The following is a 16,504-nucleotide window of genomic DNA, read 5'->3' on the forward strand; positions in this document are numbered from 1 at the left end:
TTTAGATTAGGAGTACTTGTGGCCAAGAAGGGATTTTTTGACAAGATGAAAGGTAAGCTTAAAAAGTCGGAGGAAGACGAAGAGCTACTTGAAGAATTTGAAGAAGATGAATTCGAATCTGATGAAGATGAGGATGAGGATGATTCGGATTTTGATGATGCAACATCAACAGATGTTAAAATTCCTGGCGCAAAAGAGTTGGCCGATACTGAATTAGAAGAAGATGAGTATGATTCTGGATCAGATGATGAAGTCGTTATGTCTGAGCCTCAAAATGTTGATGAGGATGAAGAAGATGAAGATGACGACGAAGATGATGATGAAGATGATGATGAAGATGATGAAGATGATGATGAAGATGAAGACGACGAGGAATCATTTCTATCCAAAAACTTTCCGTCAATAGCAAAGCTCTTTAAGAAAAAATCTTCTGATGAAGATGAGGAAGAAGATGAGGAAGAAGATCGTGATGACGAAGATGAAGATGAAGATGAAGACGATGAAGAAGAAAAGTCGTTTTTAGAAAAGCAACTTCCATTCCTGGCTAAAATGCTTAAGAAAAAGTCTTCAAAAAAAGATAACGGTGAAGAAGATGATGCCGACGAAGATGACGAAGATGATGAAGATGAAGACGAAGATGAAGATGATGAAGATGAAAATAAGAAAAAGGACTCTGATAAGAGTAAGTTAATTAAGCTTGTCTTAATTGTTGCAGTTGTTCTCCTTGCCATAGATCAATTTGTTTTAACAGATGAGAGTGACAATGAAGTTCCGGAAGTCCCACCAGTAAAGAGACAGAAAAAGCCTCGTAAGAAGAAGCCAAAGAAAGCTCAAGAGCAAACGACGGAACAGTCTCAACAAGTACAAGAGACTCAAAATGCTCAATCACAACAAGCTGAAACTCAGCCTTCTGTTCAACCAGAGACTCAACCTGAACCAGCGCCTCAACCAGAGCCAGTGCCACAGGTACAGCCTGAGCCGCAAGTTGAAGAACCTGCAGTAGCACCAGTTGAAACAATAACGGAACCTCAAGTTGAGGAAAAAGTTGAAGAGACAGTATTAGATGTGGGAGAGAAGAATACAGAAGTTAATCCTGAGCCCATTGTCGTTCCTCAAACGCAGGTCGATACTACAGGTAGCTTTGGAGAAAAAGATGAAGATGATGTGAAGTCAGATTCTCTTGATAATCAACTTGATAAAATTGTTGATAAGTTGGAAGAGGAAAAGAAAGAGGTTGTTGAAAGGCTAGAGTATGTTGAGCCTCCTAAGTATACAGAGTTTGGCCAAGGTCTAGTATATAATTGTAAAGGAAAACACTGGGCATGTGTTGATCGCAAAGCCTATCTTAAGTGTGAAGCTAATATGAAATGGGCACTACAAGAAGGGAAACCTAACGAATGTGCAACCTCTAAGGTTTTAGCATCAGAGTACGACTGTAGAACTTTACAGATGTATTATATTAATACTGTTGCTGAAACGCCAAATTGTAATTAGGCGGCGTCTTTCTTAAAGAGGCCGTCGATGATTGTAAGCGTGAACGTTTTTTCTTGTTTCGCTTCTTCTTTTTTCATCGCTCTTACAAATGCTCGTGCTAACTCTGGGTCAAATTGTGATCCAGAGAATTCTTCAAGCTCAGCATAAGCAACTTCGTAGTCTAGTCCCTTACGATAAACACGCGTTGAAGTCATTGCATCGAAAGTATCTGCAATTAGAATAATTCTAGAGAATAATGGAATATCTTCACCCTTAAGTCCTTCAGGGTATCCTCGTCCATCCCATCTTTCATGGTGATATTTTGCAAATGTAGCGACTTTTTCAAAATGAGTAAATCCTTGGAGGATTTCAAATGATTTTTCTGGATGACTTTTCATCTGAAGAAATTCGTCTTCAGTAAGTCTTGAAGGCTTATTTAAAACCTCATCTGGTACACCAATTTTTCCAATGTCGTGGAAAAGTGCAGAAAGTTCTAAGTCATATAATTCGTCTTCATTAAGTCCGATTTCTTTTCCAAGTGTTAAACTAAAATAAGCAACACGTGTACTGTGTCCGTAAGTGTAGTGGTCTTTGCAATCTAGTGCATGAAGAATTGTTCTCGCGGCCATTTCGCAAATCTTCTTTTGCTCAAGCTTAAGTGCTTTATTCTCAGCTTCTAGCCTTTTTGTTGGATCATCAGTTGTTCCCCTTGCATTAACAACGGTTTTTTCAGAGATGACTGCGGATTGAGACTTCTTTGTCGCAGTACTTTTACGAGTACTTGCTTTCTTACGTCTCTCTCCCAAATTTACGATTTTACTCTTCTTCATTATAAGACCTAGTGTTACAGTCGGGTTATACCCATATTCTAATAATTCTTCGGGTCATTCTTAAGGAATCTTTAATTTAATCGGCTCATTTATATGATATTGGTCGCTTAATATGCTAAAATGGATTTTCAAGATGCCAAAAAATCGTGTCATCACTATTTAATTTTAAATACTTAGGAAGAGTTATGCGTATTCGTATCGTCGAGTCTAATATCGACAAAATTGCCGTAGATAAGCTCAATAATCTACTAAAATTGCTAGAGCTTTCAGATTTTAATCAAGATGTTTCAGAAGAAAATAACGAATCAGCTGCAAGTCAAGTGGCCTTTACAAAATCACAAAATGATATTGCTAATGATGAGTACTTTATCATTGTTTTTCATGATGGAGATCAGATTGATAAATCAATTCTTGAAAATGAAATGTGTCTAGGTGTTTTCTTTGCTGATAAATCAGTTGAAGAGAACTTACTAAATATGAAGAATGCAATTGAAGGCCTAAAAGCAATGGAGCTTCAAAAAAAGCTGCTTTATAAAATGAATAGCGTCATGGAAGGACTTGTTGGACAAGTTGAAAGCATTAGAGAAATGCATAAGAATATGGCCCCTTTTAGAAGTGAAAAGATTCGAGGAGTTGGGATTACGTCACGTTTTTGTGCGGGAACATCTAATGGTGGTGAATTCTTCGATTTTTTTAAAGTAGGTGGAGATGTTTGGATTATCTCCCTGCATGCTACATCATATATGCTCATTGGGAGTTTCTTAACGATGATTGAAGGATGGAAAGCTGAAGGCAGCCTTACAATGGATAAGATTCTTGGCCAACTTGAAGAGCGTACTGAGGATTTCTCGGAGTTCGGAGAGGCATCTATTCTAGTCGCTAAATTAACACTAGCTGATCTTACTCTCGAGAGTATTAATATTGGTGCCCATGAGATTCTTTCTCAAAATGATATTCTAATTTCATCAAATGAATATAGCTTTCCAAACTCATATGAAGTTAAGAAGCAGAGTGTTCAATTAGAAAAGGGGAAGGGAGTTCTTTTACTATCGCCTGGATATTTCAAGAATAACGACCATATTGTTAATGGCGAAGAGTATATTTCTTTTATTAAGAAAAACTGGTCATCTCCAGTTGAGTTAATTAGTGAATTAACATTTCAAAGTAAAAAGGGATATAATGAAGATGATTTTTTACCAAATGATCAAACCATCCTAATGGTAGAGGTAGATAAAAATGCAATTTCTAAAATCTAGTATCGTTTTCTTTATCACAGCTCAGGCAATTGCCTTTACTGGAACTGACTGCTTTCAGTCTTCATTTGATGTTTCTGTAAAACACAAATCAGCACCATTTGGTCTTTTGAATAAGACTATAACTATTAGTAAGAAAGAGTGCGAAATTGAGATCGCCCATAATCAATATAAGTATATGAATCGTAATTGGCTTATTGATATTTGTCGCGATCCAATTCACGTTAAGTCGACTTCAAATTCAGTAGATGTCTTTCGTAAAGAAGGTGAGTGTCATGCAACTTCAAACGAATTCTGTGATGAATATAAGACAATTAAAAAAATAATTGAAGATGACGGTCTCATCTTTGCTTCTGGTGCAAAAAATAGTCTTAATGATGATCATGGACGTGTTTTCTGTGCAAAACTTCTAGTAGAAGAATACTTAAATGCTAATACAGTATTTAGTCGCAATGGAAACTATGACTACATAATGATTAGAAAGCCAATTGCTAGAATTCCAGAAGATTTAAAAAGAAAAAGAGCAGAGTTTAAACCTGTAGTAGAAAAAACTGAAGTTAAAGAAGATAATGGCCAAGAGCAATCTACAATTGAATCATCTGGTGACTTTCAAATTGATGAAAGCGCTGGCCCAGGAACTTTTTAAACTGATTTAAATGCTGTTTCTAAATCTGCAATAAGATCGTTAGCATCTTCTATACCGACAGATAATCTAATCAGGTTATCTGTCAGACCAATACTTTCACGAACATTTTTTGGAACAGAAGCATGAGTCATAATAGCTGGATGTTCAATAAGGCTTTCAACTCCACCAAGGCTTTCTGCTAGTGAAAACATTTTAACTTTTTGTAAAAATCTCTTCGACTGCTTGATATCACCTTTTAAAAAGAATGTAATCATTCCGCCAAAGCCTGACATTTGCTTCTTTGCAATTGAGTGTTGTGGGTGAGACTTAAGTCCTGGGTACATGACCTTTTCGACTTTAGGATGGCCCTCAAGATACTTAGCAATTTTCATCGCATTCTTTGCATGAGCTTCCATTCTTATAGCAAGAGTTTTTATACCGCGAAGAACTAGCCATGAGTCAAAAGGGGATTGTGTTGGCCCTAGTGATTTCTGTAGTGTCCACAATTTCTCATAGAGTTTCTTATTGTTAAGCATACAAGCACCTCCGACAACGTCAGAGTGGCCATTTATATATTTAGTTACTGAATGCATAACAATATCAGCACCTAAATCAAGAGGGTTTTGAAAATAAGGACTCATAAAAGTATTATCGACAACTGTTATGGCCTTATGCTTTTTAGCTAACCCAGATACTTTTTTAATATCGGATATTTTTAAGAGTGGATTTGTTGGTGTTTCTACCCACAAGAGCTTTGGTTTGTGTTCTTTTAGTACAACTTCAACTTTATTCACATCAGTTGTGTCGACAAAGATAAAATTGTGAATTGAGTTAAAGACTGTTGTAAAGAGACGGTAAGTGCCACCATATACATCATCTCCACATAAAATTGTCGAGCCTGCTGGTAGCGAATGCATAATAAGCATCTCTATTGAGACCCCACTTGACGTGGCCAATGCATACTTTGAATTTTCAAGTGCAGCTAGAGCTTCTTCAAGTCTTGTTCGTGTTGGATTGTGACATCTTGAGTATTCGTAACCTTGGTGCTCACCAGGACTAGATTGAGCATAGGTCGTAGTTTGATAAATAGGTGGAATAACCGCACCTGTTTCTTTATCAGGATATGCCCCGGCGTGAATACACACCGAGGCTTTGGCCGCTTGTTTAAGCTTGGCCTTTTTCATTACTTTGAGCCTTTCTCAGACATATACTGAAGAACGTCGATTTCAGAAAGTACATCTGAAACTTTTCCATTCTTAGTAATGATAGCAACTTCTTTCTTTAAAAGTGCATCTGCTACAGTTTCAAGAAGTTCGTTACAATCAACTACGCGGTAGTTATTAGAGATTGCAAGAGAGATATTGTCGTCTTTTTGGAACTCGCCCATGATAACAGGCTTAATTAGGTTCTTCTCTGTACAAAGACCTAGAATATCTCCACCTTTATTAACTACAGGAAGCTGAGAAATATTCTTTTCTTCCATAAGTGTAATTGCTTCACCAATTGTTGTTGTGTCTTCAACAGTGATGATATTTCCATTCTTTCCAAGAGTGTTAAGTACTTCTGAAATTTGAACGTTAAAAGAAGAATCAAGGTAACCACCATCACTCATCCAATCATCATTATAGATTTTTGAAGCATAACGGTTTCCTGAATCGTGTAGTAGGATAAGGATTTTCTTTGGTTCAGTTTGTTTTGCTGCATACTTTAAAGCACCTTCAATTACGGCACCAGCTGAACCACCAGCATAAATTCCTTCTTCTTTAAGAAGTCTTCTTGTCATAAGAAATGATTCTTTATCGTTAATAACTTCAAAGTCATCAATTAAGTCAAAGTCATAGTTTTCAGGAATAAAGTCTTCACCAACACCCTCAAGAACATATGAGTGTGCTTGACCCATTTCACCAGTCTTGTGGTAACCCGCGATAATTGAACCAACACAGTCAACACCAATGATTTCTACTTTATCCATTTTCTCTTTGAAGTAGCGTCCACAACCAGAAATTGTTCCACCTGTACCTACAGCTGCCATGAATACATCAAAATCACCTTGAGTTTGCTCATACATTTCTGGAGCAGTCCATGTATAGTGAGTATTTCTGTTATGTAGGTTATCGTATTGATTTACATAAAATGAGTTTGGAATTGTTTCTGAAAGTTTTTTAGAAACAGAGTAGTAAGAACGAGGATCTTCAGGCTCAACATTTGTTGGACATACAACAACTTTTGCACCGAAAGCTCTTAGGTTATCAATTTTCTCTTTTGATTGTTTGTCAGCTAGAACGAAGATACATTTGTAACCGTGAACTGCTGCCCACATTGCAAGTCCAACACCTGTATTTCCAGATGTTCCTTCAATAATTGTTCCACCTGGCTTTAGAACACCTTCTTCAACTGCACGATCAAGCATATAAGCACCGATACGATCTTTTGTTGACCCACCCGGGTTCATATATTCTAACTTCACGTAGAATTCACAATTTGTATCTTTACCAATACTATTTAATTTTACGATTGGTGTATTACCAATTGCTTCAACAACGTTTGCCTTAGCACCTTTCATCATACTTCTTTCTCCGTTTTCTTCCAGTTGTCCTGTAGGGCCCTTAGTTGCTCTATCGGGTCAAAAGTCACAAGATCTGGAAACGTAAGAGTTTCGATATTGGACTTCTTCGAAATGGAAGTTTTTATTTCTTCTTGTTTAATTATTGTTTCTTTAAATTCTTGCATCTGTGTCGTTTTAGGCTGCCACGATGCGAGATTGTTATACCATGATTTATTGATAATGAGGTAACGTTCGGTGTTCATTTGAGCTTGAATTGAGTCAAAGATTTGCTTCGTTTCGACCTCTTTCATGTGCTCTGCTGAAGTTACTAAATACCACCTCGAGTGAGCAGGATCATTTAATGTTTTTTCTACACTTAATCCATCGATAAACTTCTCTCGATTACCGTAGAGAATTGAGATCGCCTCAAGGAAGTCGTTGATAAATCCTTGTCCAGTTACACTTTCAAGGTAACTAAGGAACTTTTCAATCCCCGTTGAGATAATGCGGTTGAAAAAACGCCCTGGTTTATTTTGATTTGTAATATAATTAAATGCTTCCGCAAATGTCTTATTAAAGAAGCGATTGATCTTCTTTGAGGAATTAAGGAAGTCTAAAAAGTTCTTTCCTGGTGCTGTATCCACTACGATCGCATCATAGATATTGCGATTAATTTGAGACTGAATTTCAAGGACTGCAAGAATCTCATTAAGTCCACCGCGTGAACTCGTTAAGTTTTCTAAAATCTTATTATCAACCTTTGCACCTAAGATCTTTTCAAATGAAGATTTGCAGTCAAGAAGAAGAACGTCGAAAGAGATTTCTTCGTTTTTGAACTCAACTATCTCAGACTGATCTTTGAGATTGAGGAGTTGTCTTAAGCGTTTAGCTGGATCAATAGTAATAAGTAGAACTTTCTTATTCCTTGCCGCTAAAGAAAAAGCGCGGGATGCAGAAATCGTTGTTTTTCCAACTCCTCCTGTTCCACAAAAAATCTCAATTTTCTTAAAGTCCTTCACTCGTCACAGCCTACTTTTTATTTTGTTTTAAAGATATCCATCTTTTCAATGATCATATCACTTAATTCCTCAACCTGTTGCTCTTGCGTCTGTGCAATGATCTGAGGAAAGTGGAGATCATATTTTACCTGAAACTTATCTTGTAAGTGTCTTTGATTCTCAATCTTTACCTTTATAAAGTCAGGCGTGTCATCTTCTGGGAATTTGTTCAGAGTTAAATCACAATTGAGGATTTCGATTGTTGAAATACTATACTCATTAGTAAGTTCAGTTCTTAATTCAATACCTTCTTCAACCGCTAGCTCTGTCGGAATACTAACAACAACGCATTGAGTGTGTTCTTTATTCGTTAAGAAGTTATGCATCTTATCGATATCGTTTGCAATCGGTCCTATTTTAAAAATATCTTTAAAGACCTTTGGAGAGTGTATTGTTGAAAGTAGGTGACCAGATGCTGGAGCATCAACAATCACAATATTTTCTTCTTCTTTTGCAAGGTCAATAATGTGTCCAAGGAAGATCAGTTGACCAAAACTTGGGACCATATCAAATAAGGCCTTAAAGAATGAAGTTGAAACAATCCACTTGGCAATTGTTTTTGAATTTAGTTTACGAGCAATATATTCTTGAACTGAGCTTAAGTGAGTTAGCTCAACAGTTTTGATATTAAGTGATTTGATTAGCTCTTTGTCCTCATTTTGTTCAAATGAGAAATAATATACATTCTTATTATGATTAAGTTCAGAAATCGACTTAGTAAGCGCCACGGAAGTGAGGCTTTTTCCAACGCCTCCTTTTCCCGTGACGATATATAAGTCTTTAAACTTCATTAGAATTTGTAGAATACCGTAAGTAGAACTTTAAAGTAGTATCCCTCAACATCTGAGCGATTCTCTTGATCTACATCAAACGGATCGTTGAATGTGGCCATAGCACCAACTGTGATTTTTCTATTTAAATCAAAGTCTGCACCTGCACCTAGTTGATAACCAAATACTGTCTTTGCATCTGACTTATACGAATCAGTCTTTATTTGTGGCCTAAAGAAACCAAGACCTGCTGCAAGGAATGGTTGGAATGCATCATAATGAAATAGCTTTCCTTTCGCTCCAAAAAGAAGTCCTGCAGTCTTCGAATAAGTATTCTCATATTCATGTTTTGAATAATGTAGGTTGGCGTAAAAATCAAACGAGTAAGAAGCCTTGTAATTATAAAATAATTCAGCCGTAATTTTATCTTCACCGTTATCTTTAAGATCACTCATTAGAAGTGTTTGACCAATTCCGATCCCAACTGAGTGAATGTGAAGCTCTTGGCCACTAAGAAGAGCTGCCGCTGCTGCCGCATCTGAATTCTTCTTTGCTGACTTAGAAGAAGTCAATTGCTTAACTGTTTGTGCTTGTGTTTGAACACCAAAAATAAAAAGGCCTGCTAGAATAACTGCAGGCCTTAATATAGATTTTGAAATTTGAAAAATCATTTCACCCTCTAAACTAAATATATATGCAGTAATAACTGCCTTATATTAGTTTAAAGTAGTCGTAGTTTCAACAGAAGAGTTTAGGTTTGCTGCGCTGTTGAAAGAGTTGAAAGTTTGAGCTGGTGCTTCTTCAACAACTGGAGCTTCAATACCTTCTAGACCTCTAATATATCCAGTGAAAGTACCTTCTTCACCACGGATAACTCTCTTAAGAAGTTCAACGTCACCTGGCTTAGTTGACTTTTTCTCTTGATCAAAAAGAAGTTGGATTTGAGTCATGTAAGTGATGTCATTTTTAGTTTTGTTATCGATTACTTGAATCTCGTGACCTTCTCTGATGATTTGAGCGATCTCTTCAAGTGTTACATAGCAACTTTGGTGTGTGTCATAAAGTTTTCTGTTTTGGTACCTTTTAATAATTCTTACATCATTCATTCTACTACCCCTATTGGTTTACGAATATATCTCAAGTTTAATTTTAGAATTCTCTTGAGCTAAAACGAGTTAATAATTAACACGACGCTTTGTAATAGTTAAGCTTTTTGTATAAATTTCACCGTTAAGCTATGTTCAGTAAAATTAATTACTTATAAGTTCAACTTTGAACAAAAGACAGGTTGGTGTTCATATATTTTATTGATTCCCGCTGTGTCTATTGCTAAGCGTTTTGAAATTTGCATCAGAGAAGTAACAGTCAATGACAGTAACTGTCAAGGGATAGGCTTCTTAATTTTATCTAAATTCAAAGAGAATCCATTTATTTGCCATGATTTCAGCTATTTATCGTGCATTAGGTCGAACTAATGCAAGTCATTGATACTTAAGTTCTACCTAATGTTGCCCCTACGAAATTAAGGATTAATTTTCTTTAAGAAATATCTATTTAGGTCGATGAGAGACTGAGGCAGTAAGGCCAAGGATATTAGATGTTTAAAAATTTCATTCAAAATTCACTCTACACGATAGCGCTAGTAACACTCATTGGTTGTGCAACGACCAATAATGTTGAAGATGAGTCTAATATCAATGAAGATTCACAGCTTTCAAATACCATTTCTGATTTTGAAAAGGCGAAGCGAGCGCAAGAGTTTGTTGATCAGTCTCTTAGCGAGATTGTAGAAGAAGCAAAAACGAAGGGCGACGCTACGGTAAATTATGTCGCAAGTGACCTTTTCTTAAAAGCTGCAGACGCTTCTTTGAGTGGTGATTCTGTTTCGGCATCACTTATCTTAAAACACGTTGTTGATTTAAAACCTAAAGATATTTATCTAAGAAAAAAATATGCGGTTGAACTTATTAAGTCGAGTCAGTTAGAAGATGGAAAAAGGGAGCTAAAGTACCTTATTAAACATGCGGACAAAGATATTAAGATTAAGGCAAGACTCTTACTTGCTGGCGTATATGGTGCATTGGGAAAATCAAAGCAGTCAATCAAGCTATATCGTGAACTAGTCTATAAAACGAGACCAATTTTAAGTGAAGCTTGTATTTATCTTTCAAAAGCTTATGTGGATGAAAAGAAATTCAAGAAAGCTGTTGGAACGCTAAGTTATTGCTCACAAAAAGATCGCGAAAATCGCAGTATTTATGCCTTTCATACTGGCAAAATCCACTTTGAAAAATCTGATTATAAGAAGGCCAAAAAGTATTTTAATAATTCTTTAAAGCTTGATCCAACTAATCAGCAAAGTACTATTCTGCTTGGAATGATTTACGAACAACAAGGTGATTTTAAGTCTGCAAAGGTTCTTTATCAGAAGTTTTTGAAATACGATCCAAATAATTACACTGCACTTGGAAAATACGTAAATCTACTTTTTACAGATGGTGAGTATAAAGAAGTTGTTCCTTACTTAGAGAAGTTACTAGCTCTAGATCCTGAGAATTTAAATTTAAAGGTTAGATTGGGAGTTATTTATACAGAGACTAATAAGATTGAGGATGCAAAAGGGATCTTTAAAGAGATTCTAACTGTTATCCCTGATTCAGATAAAGTTCTTTATTACCTAGCAAGTCTTTATCAGCAGTCTAACGAAGGTGATCTTGCGGTAACATATTTTTCAAGAATTAAAGAAGATAGCTCACTCTTTCATGAGTCAAATATTCAGATCGCAAATATTTTGAATACATATGCACAAAAAGATCCTGCGCAAGAAAAGCGTCTTGTTGAATTTGTAAAAGAGCGTTCAAAAGCATCAAAAGAGTTACGTTTTGAATTAGAAGTAATTCTTGCAGGTTACTATGAAAATCGAAAAGATCTAAGCCGAGCTATCGCTTTAATGGAATCTCATATTGAGCACGATAGCTATACAGATGGACATGCTTATTATCTTGCATCTTTATATGAAAAAGATAAGGCATTCACAAAAGCCGAAAAGATTATGTTAGATATCTTAAAGCGTGATCCAAATAACTCACATGCTCTGAACTTCTTAGGTTATACATACCTGGAGCAAGGTGTTCATATGGATAAAGCCTATGCTTATATTAAGAGAGCTGTTCAGCTTAACCCTCAAGATGGATATATCCGTGATTCTTTAGGTTGGTACTATTACAAAACTGGAGAATATCAGAAAGCTTACCGCGAAATTAAAAAAGCCTTTGCTTTAGTAAGTGACGATGTGGTCATTGCAAAGCACTTAGGGCTCATATATACTTCTTTGAAGAAGCCAGAAAAGGCTCGTCAATATTATGTCGAGGCACTTAAAAATTGTACGAAAGTAAACGAACGCGAAGAAATTCTAAATTATATCGAAAAGCTGGACTCTGTGCGTTTGCCGGCTTCACGTTAATATCTTGTACAACAAATCCAAAAGATTTATCAGATAAGGCTGGAGCTTCAACGAATAAAGTTGAGGCCCATAAGCTTTTAACGAGTGGTATTTGCCAAGAATTTAAAGGCCGTGGCCGTTTGAAGTTTGGCAAGAATCAAGAGCGCTTCACTTATAATGCCATTTTAAATAAAGAAACATTTAGCCTTGCCATTGATGTTCCATTCAAAGGACAAGAAACCTTAATTCTTCCACTCGATGCAAGTGAAGAGTTAGCAGCTGATATTTCAGGAACTCTCTATAAGAAAATTTCTACAGAGTTAGTAAAGGCAAAGCGTTATTCATCACTTAAAATATTAAATGACTTTCTCTTAAGAAACCGACTTTTCTTTAGTGAGATAAAGAATATCGATAGCAATTATTGTGACAAAGGGTGTCTTGAAGGTGATATTAAACATTACAGTGATGGGTCTGTTGAATATAAGACGCCAATGATTGGCAATTATGAATTCAACGCATCATTCTCTCAGTTACAAGAAAACGAATATAAATTTATTCGTTTAGAGGGAATTCACAACTCTAAAAAAACAAATAAAAAGCAAAGAGTCCTCGCCTTGGACCTTATCGTTGATAGCTGCGGATCTATCTAGCAGCGCAACAACGCTTCCTAATAAATTCTAGTAAATTTATCTTATCTCTTGTATAAATTACTCTAGTATTATTCTATGCAATAATTTTTTGAACAAAGGATGGTTTATGAAATCAAGGAATCTTGTTTCATTTTTAATCATGGGGCTATTAGCTTTAACAGTTTCATGTACAAAAAAAGTGGATCTTAGTGAAAAAGTTCTACACCTGGCCGTTACTTCAGAAGTGAAGGGAATGGATCCAATTTATGCAAACGACAAGTATTCTTCAAATGAAGTTGGTCGTGTTTACGAAGGTCTATTAGAGTACCACTACTTAAAGAGACCATACACACTTGTACCAAATCTTGCAGAAGCTCTTCCTGAAGTTTCAGAAGATGGTCTAACTTATACTTTTAAAATTAGACAAGGTGTTTTATTTCAAGACAACGCTGCCTTCAAAGATGGTAAAGGGCGTGAGCTTGTTGCAGAAGACTTTGTATATTCAATCAAGAGACTTGCAGACCCAAAACTACAAGGTCTAGGTTGGTGGCTACTTCAAGATAAGATTGTTGGTCTTGATGAGTGGCGTGAGAAGAACTCTAAGAAAGATTCTGTTGATTATACAGAAGTTGTTGAGGGTCTAAAGACTCTAGACAAGTACACTCTTCAGTTCAAACTAAAGAAGCAATTCCCACAATTCCTATACTCTCTTGCAATGCCATTTACATTTGTAGTTGCAAAAGAAGTTGTTGATCACTATGGGAAAGAATTCCTAAACCACCCAGTTGGTACAGGTCCTTTCATGCTGAAAGAGTTTAGCCAATCTTCAAAGAAGTTTACTTACGATAGAAACCCTAACTTCAGAAAGAAGCTTTTCCCATCTGAAGCAAGTGATGAATTCAAACACATGCTTGCATATGCTGGTAAGCCAGTTCCTTTCGTAGAAAAGATTGAAGTAAACATCATTAAAGAAGATCAACCAAGATGGCTAAACTTCCTTAAAGGACGTGTTGATTATATTGGTATCCCAAAAGATAACTTTGAATCAGCTGTTACTCCAGGTAAAGGTCTTGGAGAAGAATTTGCTAAGAAAGGTATTGATCTATCAGTATCACCATCACTAGATGTTACTTATACTGCTTTTAATCACGACCTTAAACTATTCAATAACGTTGATCTAAGAAGAGCGCTTGCACTTGCTTACGATGTAAAAGAGTTTAATAAGCTTTTCTATAATGATACAGCTCTTCCAGCACAATCAGTTGTTCCTCCGGGGATTGCTGGTTACATGCCAGATTATGTAAACCCTTACCGTAACCGTGACCTAGAAAAAGCAAAAGCACTTCTAGCAAAAGCTGGTTACCCTGAAGGTAAAGGTCTTCCTGAAATTACTTATGACTGTCCAAGTACTTCAACTTCAAGACAGATTGGTGAGCTTTTCAAAAAGCAAATGGCAGAAATTGGTGTAAATATCAAAGTTGTTCAAAACTCTTGGCCAGAGCTACAAAAGAAAATTACTGCTCGTCAGGTAATGCTTTACGGAATCGCATGGGGTGCAGATTACCCAGATGCAGAAAACTTCCTACAACTACTTTATGGACCAAATAAATCTCCAGGTGCTAACGGATCTGGTTATGATAATGCTGAATTCAACAAACTATTTGCTAAGGCTTCAGTTATGCAAGATTCTCCAGAGAGAACTGCTATCTATGAAACTCTTAACAAAATGGCAGCTGAAGAAGTTCCATGGCTATATGGTGTTCACCGTCAGTCATACTTAATTAAGCACAGCTGGTTAAAGAATTACATTTCAACAGACTTTGAAGCTGGTCAAGATCAGTACTTAGATGTTGATTTAAAAATTAAAAAAGACATGCAATCAAAATTATAATTGATAAATGTTAGCGCTGGAGTTTACTTCAGCGCTTATTTAATGAAGCAATCTTAATGGTTGCTTTTTTAAATAAGCGATACGCTAGTTAAGTTCGAGCTAAGGAGCTGTTTTTGTGAATACTTGGTCATATATTTTAAGAAGACTACTTTATACGATCCCAATTATTTTGGGGGTTTGTTTAATTATTTTCGCTATCTTTAACTTATCGGGATATGATCCTGCTCAGTTACTGCTTGGGAAGCACGCTTCAGCAAAGCAAATTGCAGAAGTTAGACATGAGCTTGGTCTTGATCGTCCGTTACTTGAGCAATATATCGGTATTGTAAAGTCAGCTTTTACTTTTGACTTTGGTCGCTCTTGGGCAACAAAGCAAAGTATTATCGATATGATTAAAGAAGGTGCAGTACCATCACTAACGCTAACTTTTCCAGCGTTTTTAATTTCGACAGTTTTCTCTATTTTACTTGCGATCATCGTAGCATTTTTTAGAGGAAAGCTAATTGACCGTACACTTGTTATTATCTGTGTATGTTTAATGAGTATTCCATCTCTTGCTTATATCCTCTTCTTCCAGAAGTTTTTTGCTTATGAGTTAGGGTGGTTTGAAATTTCTGGTTATGAGCATGGTTTCCCATACTTTATTCCTTACGTAATACTTCCGGTTATCATCATGGTTGTTTTAAACCTTGGTCCGGATCTTCGTTACTTTAGAACAGTTATTCTAGATGATATTTATCAAGACTATGTACGTACTGCACGTGCGAAAGGTCTAAGTGAAAAAGTTGTTCTTCTAAAGCACGTATTAAAGAACTCTTTAATTCCAATTATTACATATGTAGTTATCCAAATCCCTTTCCTTATTTTAGGTGCTCTATTACTTGAGAGTTTCTTCTCAATTCCAGGGCTAGGTGGATTAACTGTAAAAGCTGTATTTGATAATGACTTCCCAGTTATTAAGGCGATGACGATTCTTTCGGCAATGGCCTACATTATCTTTACGGTAATTACAGATATTCTATATACAATCGTTGATCCAAGAGTAAGGCTAAAGTAGGAGTTGTCATGTCAGCAAATTTATCAAGCGAATCAAAATCACTATGGGGACATGCTTGGACGGAGCTTAAAAATGATAAAGCTGCAGTCTTTAGTATGGTTGTTATTGGATTATATGTAATACTTGCAGCACTTACATTCTTTGGTGTTATTGCAGGTGAATGGTCAAAAGAGATTGGAGCATCGTATATGCCTCCAAGTGCAGATGCACTATTTGGAACAGATATCTTTGGTCGCTCTGTAGTATATAAAACTCTTAAAGGTGCAGAAATGGCAATTGGGATTGGTTTCTCAACAGCTATGATCTCAACTGTAATTGGTGTGACTCTGGGGCTTATGGCCGGATACTTTGGTGGTAAAGTTGATGAAATCATTGTTTGGTTTTATACTTCACTAGCTTCAATTCCTTATATCATGCTTCTTTTTGCAGTAACTATGGTACTTGGAAAAGGGACATCATCACTATTCTTAGCTCTTGGGGTAACTTCTTGGGTTGGTCTATGTCGTCTTGTTCGTGGTGAAGTTCTACGCCACAAGGAAAGAGAGTATGTTCAGGCAGCAGCTGCTCTGGGTGCAGGAAATATGAGAAGAATGTTTAAGCATATTCTTCCAAATATCTTCCACATTGTTATCATTCAATTCTCACTAAGATTCCAACAGGCAATTAAATCTGAGGTAATCCTTTCTTATTTAGGTCTTGGAGTACAAGGTCAGCCTTCTTGGGGAACAATGATTGATGACTCAAAACTTGAACTTGCACGTGGTGTTTGGTGGCAACTTTCTGCAGCTACACTAGCTATGTTTGTTCTAGTTCTAGCATTAAATCTACTTGGAGATGCTCTTCGTGACTCTCTAGATCCTAAGCTTAAAGGGAAAGCGTAGGAAAACGCTCGACTATTAAAAAATAGCTTAATTTATTTACTCAACATTCC

15 protein-coding genes are annotated in these 16,504 nt (G+C 36.3%); 8 read left to right on the top strand and 7 right to left on the bottom strand.

Going from position 1 to position 16,504, the window contains the following annotated elements; all coding sequences use genetic code 11:
- Positions 1 to 18: 18 nt before the first annotated feature.
- Positions 19 to 1,494 (top strand): hypothetical protein, encoded by a 1,476-nt coding sequence (locus ACMAWV_RS02980; RefSeq protein ID WP_412469968.1) that lies wholly within the window; start codon positions 19 to 21, stop codon positions 1,492 to 1,494.
- On the opposite strand, the gene ACMAWV_RS02985 is transcribed toward ACMAWV_RS02980, so the two are convergent.
- Positions 1,491 to 2,303, bottom strand: coding sequence for an HD-GYP domain-containing protein (locus tag ACMAWV_RS02985; protein WP_412463023.1), 813 nt, complete (start codon positions 2,301 to 2,303; stop codon positions 1,491 to 1,493). The two genes, ACMAWV_RS02980 and ACMAWV_RS02985, sit on opposite strands and share 4 nt — an antisense overlap.
- 185 nt (positions 2,304 to 2,488) lie before the next feature.
- Between ACMAWV_RS02985 and ACMAWV_RS02990 the strand changes: the two genes are divergently transcribed.
- Together ACMAWV_RS02990 and ACMAWV_RS02995 are read left to right on the top strand one after the other, a co-directional pair.
- A complete protein-coding gene (locus ACMAWV_RS02990; RefSeq protein ID WP_103218859.1) occupies positions 2,489 to 3,559 on the top strand; it encodes a hypothetical protein in 1,071 nt (356 codons plus the stop codon).
- A complete protein-coding gene (locus ACMAWV_RS02995; RefSeq protein ID WP_412469967.1) occupies positions 3,540 to 4,202 on the top strand; it encodes a hypothetical protein in 663 nt (220 codons plus the stop codon). The genes ACMAWV_RS02990 and ACMAWV_RS02995 overlap by 20 nt, the downstream gene beginning before the upstream one ends.
- Here ACMAWV_RS02995 and ACMAWV_RS03000 read toward each other — a convergent pair.
- The 6 genes from ACMAWV_RS03000 to ACMAWV_RS03025 are packed head-to-tail and all read right to left on the bottom strand — an operon-like array spanning position 4,199 to position 9,660.
- Positions 4,199 to 5,365, bottom strand: a complete 1,167-nt coding sequence (locus ACMAWV_RS03000) for a trans-sulfuration enzyme family protein (protein WP_412469966.1) — start codon at positions 5,363 to 5,365, stop codon at positions 4,199 to 4,201. The two genes, ACMAWV_RS02995 and ACMAWV_RS03000, sit on opposite strands and share 4 nt — an antisense overlap.
- Positions 5,365 to 6,747, bottom strand: a complete 1,383-nt coding sequence (locus tag ACMAWV_RS03005) for a pyridoxal-phosphate dependent enzyme (RefSeq protein WP_103218862.1) — start codon at positions 6,745 to 6,747, stop codon at positions 5,365 to 5,367. The genes ACMAWV_RS03000 and ACMAWV_RS03005 overlap by 1 nt, the downstream gene beginning before the upstream one ends.
- The gene (locus ACMAWV_RS03010; RefSeq protein WP_103218863.1) at positions 6,744 to 7,745 is read right to left on the bottom strand and encodes an ArsA family ATPase; all 1,002 of its coding nucleotides are present in this window, start codon (positions 7,743 to 7,745) and stop codon (positions 6,744 to 6,746) included. Before ACMAWV_RS03010 ends, ACMAWV_RS03005 begins: the two co-directional genes overlap by 4 nt.
- Positions 7,746 to 7,762: 17 nt before the next feature.
- Complete coding sequence (locus ACMAWV_RS03015) at positions 7,763 to 8,575, bottom strand: ArsA-related P-loop ATPase (protein WP_103218864.1); 813 nt, start codon at positions 8,573 to 8,575, stop codon at positions 7,763 to 7,765.
- Positions 8,575 to 9,225, bottom strand: coding sequence for an outer membrane beta-barrel protein (locus tag ACMAWV_RS03020; protein WP_103218865.1), 651 nt, complete (start codon positions 9,223 to 9,225; stop codon positions 8,575 to 8,577). The genes ACMAWV_RS03015 and ACMAWV_RS03020 overlap by 1 nt, the downstream gene beginning before the upstream one ends.
- A gap of 45 nt (positions 9,226 to 9,270) precedes the next feature.
- Complete coding sequence (locus ACMAWV_RS03025; RefSeq protein WP_103218866.1) at positions 9,271 to 9,660, bottom strand: polyhydroxyalkanoate synthesis regulator DNA-binding domain-containing protein; 390 nt, start codon at positions 9,658 to 9,660, stop codon at positions 9,271 to 9,273.
- Between the two features lie 491 nt (positions 9,661 to 10,151).
- Here ACMAWV_RS03025 and ACMAWV_RS03030 point away from each other — a divergent pair, with 491 nt between their 5' ends.
- From ACMAWV_RS03030 to ACMAWV_RS03050, 5 genes are all read left to right on the top strand, one after another.
- Entirely contained in the window at positions 10,152 to 12,017 is a 1,866-nt protein-coding gene (locus ACMAWV_RS03030) for a tetratricopeptide repeat protein (protein WP_103218867.1), read from the top strand.
- Entirely contained in the window at positions 11,936 to 12,646 is a 711-nt protein-coding gene (locus ACMAWV_RS03035) for a hypothetical protein (protein WP_412469965.1), read from the top strand. Before ACMAWV_RS03030 ends, ACMAWV_RS03035 begins: the two co-directional genes overlap by 82 nt.
- A 106-nt stretch (positions 12,647 to 12,752) precedes the next feature.
- On the top strand, positions 12,753 to 14,516 hold the full coding sequence (locus tag ACMAWV_RS03040; protein ID WP_103218869.1) for an ABC transporter substrate-binding protein: 1,764 nt from the start codon (positions 12,753 to 12,755) through the stop codon (positions 14,514 to 14,516).
- Between the two features lie 115 nt (positions 14,517 to 14,631).
- Complete coding sequence (locus ACMAWV_RS03045; protein WP_103218870.1) at positions 14,632 to 15,573, top strand: ABC transporter permease; 942 nt, start codon at positions 14,632 to 14,634, stop codon at positions 15,571 to 15,573.
- 8 nt (positions 15,574 to 15,581) lie between these two features.
- The gene (locus ACMAWV_RS03050; RefSeq protein ID WP_103218871.1) at positions 15,582 to 16,454 is read left to right on the top strand and encodes an ABC transporter permease; all 873 of its coding nucleotides are present in this window, start codon (positions 15,582 to 15,584) and stop codon (positions 16,452 to 16,454) included.
- The last annotated feature ends 50 nt before the right edge of the window (positions 16,455 to 16,504 follow it).

This window comes from Halobacteriovorax sp. RT-1-1 (genome assembly GCF_047085455.1).
Lineage (GTDB): Bacteria > Bdellovibrionota > Bacteriovoracia > Bacteriovoracales > Bacteriovoracaceae > Halobacteriovorax_A.